6 protein-coding genes are annotated in these 8,167 nt (G+C 73.6%); 4 read left to right on the top strand and 2 right to left on the bottom strand.

Features of this window, described 5'->3' with window-relative positions; all coding sequences use genetic code 11:
• The first annotated feature begins 119 nt into the window (after positions 1 to 119).
• A complete protein-coding gene (locus tag ACFV6I_RS12190) occupies positions 120 to 488 on the top strand; it encodes a BlaI/MecI/CopY family transcriptional regulator (RefSeq protein WP_063350923.1) in 369 nt (122 codons plus the stop codon).
• A complete protein-coding gene (locus tag ACFV6I_RS12185) occupies positions 485 to 1,444 on the top strand; it encodes a M56 family metallopeptidase (RefSeq protein WP_380424877.1) in 960 nt (319 codons plus the stop codon). The genes ACFV6I_RS12190 and ACFV6I_RS12185 overlap by 4 nt, the downstream gene beginning before the upstream one ends.
• Positions 1,445 to 1,481: 37 nt before the next feature.
• Here ACFV6I_RS12185 and ACFV6I_RS12180 read toward each other — a convergent pair whose 3' ends face one another.
• Positions 1,482 to 2,501 (bottom strand): acetamidase/formamidase family protein, encoded by a 1,020-nt coding sequence (locus tag ACFV6I_RS12180; RefSeq protein ID WP_063346506.1) that lies wholly within the window; start codon positions 2,499 to 2,501, stop codon positions 1,482 to 1,484.
• A gap of 217 nt (positions 2,502 to 2,718) precedes the next feature.
• A complete protein-coding gene (locus ACFV6I_RS12175; protein WP_063346507.1) occupies positions 2,719 to 3,789 on the bottom strand; it encodes a C40 family peptidase in 1,071 nt (356 codons plus the stop codon).
• A 302-nt stretch (positions 3,790 to 4,091) separates the two neighbouring features.
• Here ACFV6I_RS12175 and ACFV6I_RS12170 point away from each other — a divergent pair, with 302 nt between their 5' ends.
• Together ACFV6I_RS12170 and scpA are read left to right on the top strand one after the other, a co-directional pair.
• Positions 4,092 to 5,960, top strand: coding sequence for a methylmalonyl-CoA mutase family protein (locus tag ACFV6I_RS12170; RefSeq protein WP_380424873.1), 1,869 nt, complete (start codon positions 4,092 to 4,094; stop codon positions 5,958 to 5,960).
• Positions 5,957 to 8,161: a methylmalonyl-CoA mutase gene (scpA, locus tag ACFV6I_RS12165; RefSeq protein WP_380424870.1), complete on the top strand. Its 2,205-nt coding sequence runs from the start codon at positions 5,957 to 5,959 to the stop codon at positions 8,159 to 8,161. Before ACFV6I_RS12170 ends, scpA begins: the two co-directional genes overlap by 4 nt.
• Positions 8,162 to 8,167 lie beyond the last annotated feature (6 nt).

Raw genomic sequence — 8,167 nt, 5'->3', positions numbered from 1 at the left:
CCGAAATGGGGGGCGGGCTTCGGCGTGCGCGGGCGACCCACACGCGAGAGGGCCGTACCATGGGCGGGTTCTAGCGGGCGAAGGGCGCCGGCGGGTCGGCGAGGGAGAGAACGGCGGTGCTGCGCGGGTTCGGCGACCTGGAGGCCGAGATCATGGACCGGCTGTGGTCCTGGGGCCGGCCCGCCACCGTACGCGAGGTGGTGGACGACCTCCAGCGTCAGCGGCCGGTCGCGTACACCACCGTCACCACGGTGGCCGACATCCTGCACACCAAGGGCTGGCTGCGCCGGGACAAGGTGGGCCGGGCCTGGGCGTACGAGCCGACCTGCACCCGGGAGGCCTACACCGCGCAGCTGATGCGCCAGGCGCTGGAGACCACGCCGGACCGGGCGGGTGCGCTGCTGCACTTCGTCGACGGGATGAGCAGCGACGAGGCGTCCGCGCTGCTGGCGGCGCTGGAACAGGTGAAGGCCCGGGACGCCGAGTGACCCTCGCGCTGCTCGGCCTCCACCTGGCCGTGACCGGGGTCCTGCTGCCGCGCCGGCTGGCCGGCTCGGCCCGGTTGCAGGCGCGCCCGGTGGCGGGCGCCGCGCTCTGGCTGGCCCTGATGGCCTCCTTCCTGGTCGCACTGCTGCTGGCGGCGCACCACGCGGTGGAACCGTTCGCCCACGAGCCGGCTGGGCTGGTCGGACTGTTCCCGCACCCCGAGCCGGTCGGGCCCGTCGCCCCGCACACCCACGACTGGTGGCTGCTGGCCGCCGCCGGGGCCGCGATCGCCACGGTGGTGACGGCCGTCGGCGTCCGGGCCGGACGGGCGCGCCGGCGGCACCGGGCGATGCTGGACCTGGTCGCCGTCCGGGACGGACGCTGGGGCGCCCTGATCCTGGAGCACGCCCACCCGACCGTCTACTGCCTGCCCGGCCGCAGCTCCCGGGTGGTCCTGTCGCGCGGAGCGCTGCGGCTGCTGGACGAACGGCAGTTGGCCGCGGCGGTGGCGCACGAGCACGGGCACATCCGCGGCCGCCACCACCTGTTCCGGCTCCCGGCGGACACCTTCGCCCTGCTGTTCGGCCCGCTGCCGCTGGCCCGACACGGGCGGGCGGAGGTGGGGCTGCTGCTGGAGATGGCGGCCGACGACGCCGCGCTGGCGCGGGTGTCGCGCAGCGAACTGGCCTCCGCGCTCTACGCCCTGGCGACGTCCGGGGCCCCGACGGGCGCCGCGCCCGGAATCGCGCCGGGCGGGGCGCACGGCATCCCGCCGGGCGGGCCACTGGGCCCCGCGTCGGGCGGGGCGCTGGCGGCGGCCGCCAGCGGGGTGCTGGCCCGGGTCCGCCGACTGGCCCGCCCGGGGCACGGTCGGCGCGGGCGCCAACTGGCCTTCTGGATGGCGGTGTCGGCGCTCCCGCTGCTGCCGTACCTGCTGGCCTGCGCGCCGCACCCGTAGGGCGTCCGCCGCCCCCCGCTCACGATGCCGGACGGCCCTACCGGTGCCGCAGGTACGCCTCGGCGGTTTCGCGCAGGCGGTCGTGCAGGCCGTCGTAGGCGCGGACCCGCCCGAGCAGGCTCTTCGGCAGCTTGGCGACCATCGTGTAGTTGGTGTCGCAGACGTTGGCGGCCGGCGCCAGCCCGGCCTGGCTGACCAGTTGGTAGGCGTCGAGCTGGTCCAGGCCGAGCAGGTGCCCGGTCCAGCCGACCAGGTCGTGCTGGCTGATCCGGAACGCGTCCTCCAGGGGGCGGGCGGAGCCGGTGCTGATCAGGAAGCGGTCGTCCTCCAGCCGGGGCCAGGCCGGTCCGCCGCCCTTGACCAGGTCGACGATCACGGTGGTGCGCATGGCCGCCTCCACCGCCGTCCCGCACACCTCCCCCTCCCCCTGGCGCGCGTGGCCGTCGCCGATGGCGAGCAGCCCGCCCGGGACGTTCACCCCGAAGTAGGCGGTGGTGCCGGCCCGCATCTCGGGGGTGTCCAGGTTGCCGCCGTGCGCGCCCGGCGTGATCGAGGCCAGCACCTCGCCGGCCGCCGGGGCGACCCCGACGGTGCCGTGCATCGGGTCGAGCGGGAGGTCCACCGTGAAGTCGCTGTTGCGGGCCCGGAATCGGCAGACGCCCGCCTTGAGGTCCAGGTCGTAGACCCAGACCCGCTCCTCCAGCGGCGGGTGCAGCATCGCCGTGCTGTGGGTCGCGGTCAGCGCGCCGAAGTGCGGGAAGGTGCTGGAGACGCCGTAGTCGCGGGCCGGGGTGATCTCCACGAAGTGCACCGCGAGGACGTCGCCGGGCTCCGCGCCCGCCACCGCGATCGGCCCGGTGACCGGGTTGAGGTAGGGGAAGACGCACACCTGGCTGGGCAGGTCGCCGGTGCCGCGCACCTTGCCGCCGAAGCAGTCCTCGGTGGTCAGTTCGACGATGGTGCCGGGCTGCACGGTGACGAGCGGTGCGCGCCCGCCGAAGGTGTAGGCGTAGTCGGCCGGGGCGGGGGCCAGCTGGACGGTCTCGGGCAGGCTCACGGGTTCTCCTCGCGGGTGGTGGGCGCGGGCGTGTCAACCATGGTGCTCTCTCTCCGTGACGACCCTGGGGGTGTGGGGAGACTGCGGAGGCAAGTATGTCCAGATGGCGGCCCCGGAGAACGCGAAGGCCCGCCCCCGCCGAGGCGGGAGCGGGCTGTCGGGCTGCCGGACTGCCGGACTGCCGGCCACAGCACACAGCTGCAGCCACGGCCTACGGCTACGGCCGGACGGCGCCCACGTACGGCATGGCGCTGATCGGGAGGACCTCGACGTTCTTGCCGGTGCGCGGGGCGTGGATCATCTTGCCGTCGCCGATGTAGATGCCCACGTGGTGGATGTCGGGGTAGAAGAAGACCAGGTCGCCGGGCTGGAGGTCGGCGCGCTGGACGCGGGAGCCGGTGTTCCACTGGTCCTGGGACATCCGGGGCAGCTTGACGTTGCCCGCACGGTAGGCGCCGCCGGTGAGGCCGGAGCAGTCGAAGCTGTTGGGGCCGGTCGCGCCCCAGCCGTAGGGCTTGCCGAGCTGGGCGTAGGCGAACTGGAGGACGGCGGCGGCGCGACCGCTGGCGGGCGGCGCCGGGGTGTTCATGTTCGGGCGCTCGGAGGAGCGGGAGGCCCGGTCGGCGGCGGCCGCCGCCTGGGCCTCGGCCTTGGCCTTCTCGGCGTTCTGCTGGGCGTTGATCTTGGCGCGGTCCTCGGCGCTCAGCTTGTTGAGCATGCCCTGCGCCTGGGCGAGCTTGACCTGGATCTGCTTCTTCTTCTCCCCCAGCTCGGTGCCGACGGAGTCGAGCTGGGCCAGGGTGGCGGTGGCCTCGGCGCGGTCCTGGTCGAGCTTGCGCTGCTCGTTCTGGGCCTGCTTGAGCAGGGATATCTGGGAGTCGGCGAGGTGGTTCTGGACCGAGGCGCGCTCCAGGTAGGCGGCCGGGTCGGAGTCGAGCATCAGCTGGAAGGACGGGTCGATGCCGTTGGTGCGGTACTGGTCGGCGGCCACCGCGCCGAGCTGGGAGCGCAGCTCGTTCATCGCCTCCTGCCCGCGGGCGACCTTCTCCTGGATCTTGCTGGCGTCGCCCTGGAGCTTCTGCTGCTTCTCCTGGAAGCCGTTGAACTGCTCGACGGCCTGCTCGGCCTCCTCGTTGAGCTTGTCCACCTGCTCCTTGACGGAGGCCAGGTTGGGGGCGGGCTCGGCGTGGGCGGTGCCGGAGGCGAGGACGGCGCCGCCGGCCATGGCCGTGGTGAGGACCGCCATGCGGGCCCGGCTCGGGGGGCTGGGCTTGCGACGCTTTCCCATGGCGGGGGGCTCTCCTTCGGGGGACGGCAGGGGACGGCGAAGGCGGGCGAGGACCTACGGGGGTTCGGTCCCCGCCCACCTTCTTCGAAGTAACTTAATAGATGAGTGGAGGGGTTCCGCAATCCCCCTGTTCCGGGCCGTTCCGGGCGATCGATCGTGGCCCCCGGCACCGGCGTTGACCTCGGGTGCCACCGTCCGCGGCACTCCTCGCCGCCCGGAGTGCTGAGAACGTGCCAAATCGAGGGAAAGGTCACACGGGCCGCCCCTCCTGCGGGCCTGCGAACGAGCGCTAACCTGCGGTCATGAACGTCCTGCCCGAAGGGCTCCCCCTCGCCGCCGAATTCCCGGCCGCACACCGCGAGCAGTGGCAGCAGCTCGTCGAGGGCGTGCTGCGCAAGTCCGGCGCGCAGCCCGCGGACGGCGCCGCCGCCGAGCGGGCGCTCACCACCGAACTCCCGGACGGGCTGCGCGCCCGCCCGCTGTACACCGCCGAGGACGCCCCGGCCGAAGCCGGCTACCCCGGCTTCCCCCCGTTCGTCCGCGGCGGCCGGCCGCAGGGCGCGGCCGTCGCCGGCTGGGACGTCCGCCAGCGGCACGCCGACCCGGACCGCCGGCGCACCAACGAGGCGGTCCTGGCCGACCTGGAGAACGGCGTCGGCTCGCTCTGGCTGGAGCTCGGCGGCGCGGGCCTGCCCGTCACGGCCCTGCCCGAGACGCTGGCCGGCGTGTACCTCGACCTGGCCGCCGTGGCACTCGACGCCGGACCCGAATTCACCGCCGCCGCCGAGCAGTTGTTCGCCCTGTACGAGGAGCGCGAGGTCTCCCCCGGCGCCGCCGCCGGCAACCTCGGCGCCGACCCGCTGGGACTCCAGGCCCGCACCGGCGAGACCGGACGCACCACCGCGCTGCTCGCCGAGGCCACCGCACTGGCCGCCCGCTGCGCCGCCGAGTACCCCGGCGTCCGGGCGCTGACCGTGGACGCCCTGCCCTACCACGAGGCCGGCGCCTCGCCCGCCCAGGAACTGGGCTGCTCGCTCGCCACCGGCGTCGCCTACCTGCGGGCACTCACCGCCGCCGGGCTGTCCGTGGACGCCGCGCTCGGCCAGCTGGAATTCCGCTACGCGGCCGACGCCGACCAGTTCCTCACCATCGCCAAGTTCCGTGCCGCGCGCCGCCTCTGGTCCCGCGTCGCCGAGGTGTCGGGGGCCTCTGCGGCGGCCTCGGCGCAGCGCCAGCACGCCGTCACCTCCCGGGTGATGATGACCGCCCGCGACCCGTGGGTGAACATGCTGCGCACCACCGTCGCCTGCCTCGCCGCCGGCGTGGGCGGCGCCGACGCCGTCACCGTGCTGCCCTTCGACAGCGCCCTCGGCCTGCCGGACGCCTTCGCCCGCCGGATCGCCCGCAACACCCAGTCGATCCTGCTGGAGGAGTCCCACCTCGCCCGGGTGATCGACCCGGCCGGCGGCTCCTGGTACGTCGAGCAGCTGGGCGAGGAGCTGGCGGCGGCCGCCTGGGCCTGGTTCCAGGAGATCGAGCGGGCCGGCGGCCAGCAGGCGGCGCTCGCCGACGGGACGGTCCGCGAGCGGATCGCCGCGACCTGGGCGGAGCGCTCCGTCAAGCTCGCCAAGCGGCGCGAACCCGTCACCGGTGTCAGCGAGTTCCCGCACCTGGAGGAGCGGCCGCTGGTCCGCGAACCGGCCCCGGCCGCACCGGGCGGCGGGCTGCCGCAGGTGCGCCGCGCCGAGGCGTACGAGGCGCTGCGCGACCGCTCGGACGCGCAGCTCGCGGCCACCGGCGAGCGGCCGAAGCTGTTCCTGGCCTCGATCGGCACCGCCTCCGCGCACACCGCGCGCACCACCTTCGCCGCCAACCTGTTCCAGGCCGGCGGCATCGCGACGACCTCGCTGGAGTCCGTCGACCCGGCCGCCTTCGCCGAGGCCTTCACCGCCTCCGGCGCCACCGCCGCCTGCCTGTGCTCCAGCGACGCGCAGTACGGCGAGCACGCCGAGGCCGTCGCCGGCGCGCTGAAGGCGGCCGGAGCCCGACGGGTGCTGCTGGCCGGTCGACTCGGCGAAGTCCCGTCCGGAGTAGACGAGTTCATCCACGCGGGCGGGGACGCCATCGCCGTCCTCACCTCCCTGCTCGACCAGATCGGAGTGGCACGATGATCCCCGACTTCACCGGAATCGGGCTGAACGGGGATCCCTCCGGGGACGTCACCGACGGCCAGTGGCGGGCCGCCTGGCGGCAGTCCACCGGCAAGGACGTCGACGAGCTGGTCTGGGACACCCCCGAGGGCATCGGCGTCAAGCCGCTGTACACCACGGCGGACCTGGCCGGCCTGGACTTCCTGGAGACCTACCCGGGCATCGCCCCGTACCTGCGCGGGCCGTACCCGACCATGTACGTCAACCAGCCGTGGACCGTCCGCCAGTACGCGGGCTTCTCCACCGCCGAGGAGTCCAACGCCTTCTACCGCCGCAACCTGGCGGCCGGCCAGAAGGGCCTCTCGGTCGCCTTCGACCTGCCGACCCACCGCGGCTACGACAGCGACCACCCGCGCGTCACCGGCGACGTCGGCATGGCAGGCGTGGCGATCGACTCGATCTACGACATGCGCCAACTCTTCGACGGCATCCCGCTGGACAAGATGTCGGTGTCGATGACCATGAACGGCGCCGTCCTGCCCGTCCTGGCCCTGTACATCGTGGCCGCCGAGGAGCAGGGGGTGACACCCGAGAAGCTGGCGGGGACCATCCAGAACGACATCCTCAAGGAGTTCATGGTCCGCAACACCTACATCTACCCGCCGCAGCCGTCGATGCGGATCATCTCGGACATCTTCGCGTACACCTCGCAGAAGATGCCCCGGTACAACTCCATCTCCATCTCCGGCTACCACATCCAGGAGGCCGGGGCCACCGCCGACCTGGAGCTGGCCTACACCCTGGCCGACGGGGTGGAGTACCTGCGCGCGGGCCTGGACGTGGGCCTGGACGTCGACGCCTTCGCGCCGCGGCTGTCGTTCTTCTGGGCGATCGGCATGAACTTCTTCATGGAGGTCGCCAAGCTGCGCGCGGCCCGGCTGCTGTGGGCCAAGCTGGTCAAGCAGTTCGACCCGAAGAACGCCAAGTCGCTGTCGCTGCGCACCCATTCGCAGACCTCCGGCTGGTCGCTCACCGCCCAGGACGTGTTCAACAACGTGACCCGTACCTGTGTGGAGGCGATGGCCGCCACCCAGGGCCACACCCAGTCGCTGCACACCAACGCGCTCGACGAGGCGCTGGCCCTGCCCACCGACTTCTCCGCCCGGATCGCCCGCAACACCCAGCTGCTGCTCCAGCAGGAGTCCGGCACCTGCCGGGTCATCGACCCGTGGGGCGGCTCCGCCTACGTCGAGAAGCTCACCCACGACCTGGCGCGCCGCGCCTGGCAGCACATCCAGGAGGTCGAGGCGGCCGGCGGCATGGCCAAGGCCATCGACGCGGGCATCCCGAAGATGCGCGTCGAGGAGGCCGCCGCCCGCACCCAGGCCCGGATCGACTCCGGCCGCCAGCCGGTCATCGGCGTCAACAAGTACCGGGTGGACAGCGACGAGCAGATCGACGTGCTCAAGGTCGACAACTCCTCGGTGCGCGCCCGCCAGCTCGAAAAGCTGCGCCGGCTCCGGGAGGAGCGCGACGAGGCGGCCTGCCAGGACGCGCTGAACGCGCTCACCCGGGCCGCCGAGGCCGGCCCGCAGCGCGGCGGCTCGCTCGACGGCAACCTGCTGCACCTGGCCGTCGACGCGGCCCGGGCGAAGGCCACCGTCGGCGAGATCTCGGACGCCCTGGAGAAGGTGTACGGCCGGCACAGCGGCCAGATCCGTACCATCTCCGGTGTGTACCGAGACGAAGCGGGCCCCTCGGCCTCCCTCCAGCGCACCCGCGACCTGGTCGAGCGGTTCGAGCGGGCCGAAGGCCGGCGCCCGCGCATCCTGGTCGCCAAGATGGGCCAGGACGGCCACGACCGCGGCCAGAAGGTGATCGCCACCGCCTTCGCCGACCTCGGCTTCACCGTGGACGTCGGCCCGCTCTTCCAGACCCCCGACGAGGTCGCCCGCCAGGCCGTCGAGGCGGACGTGCACATCGTCGGCGTCTCCTCGCTCGCCGCCGGGCACCTCACCCTGGTCCCCGCGCTGCGCACCGCACTCGCCGAGGCCGGCCGGGAGGACATCACCATCGTGGTCGGCGGGGTGATCCCCCCGCAGGACTTCGACGCGCTGTACGAGGCGGGAGCGGCGGCGGTCTTCCCGCCGGGCACCGTCATCCCGGACGCCGCCTACGACCTGCTCACCTCGCTGGCGGCCGACCTCGGCCACGAGCTGTGAGATTTT

This window comes from Kitasatospora sp. NPDC059803 (genome assembly GCF_042732255.1).
Classification (GTDB): domain Bacteria; phylum Actinomycetota; class Actinomycetes; order Streptomycetales; family Streptomycetaceae; genus Kitasatospora.
This window is presented reverse-complemented; position numbering and strand designations above follow the sequence as displayed.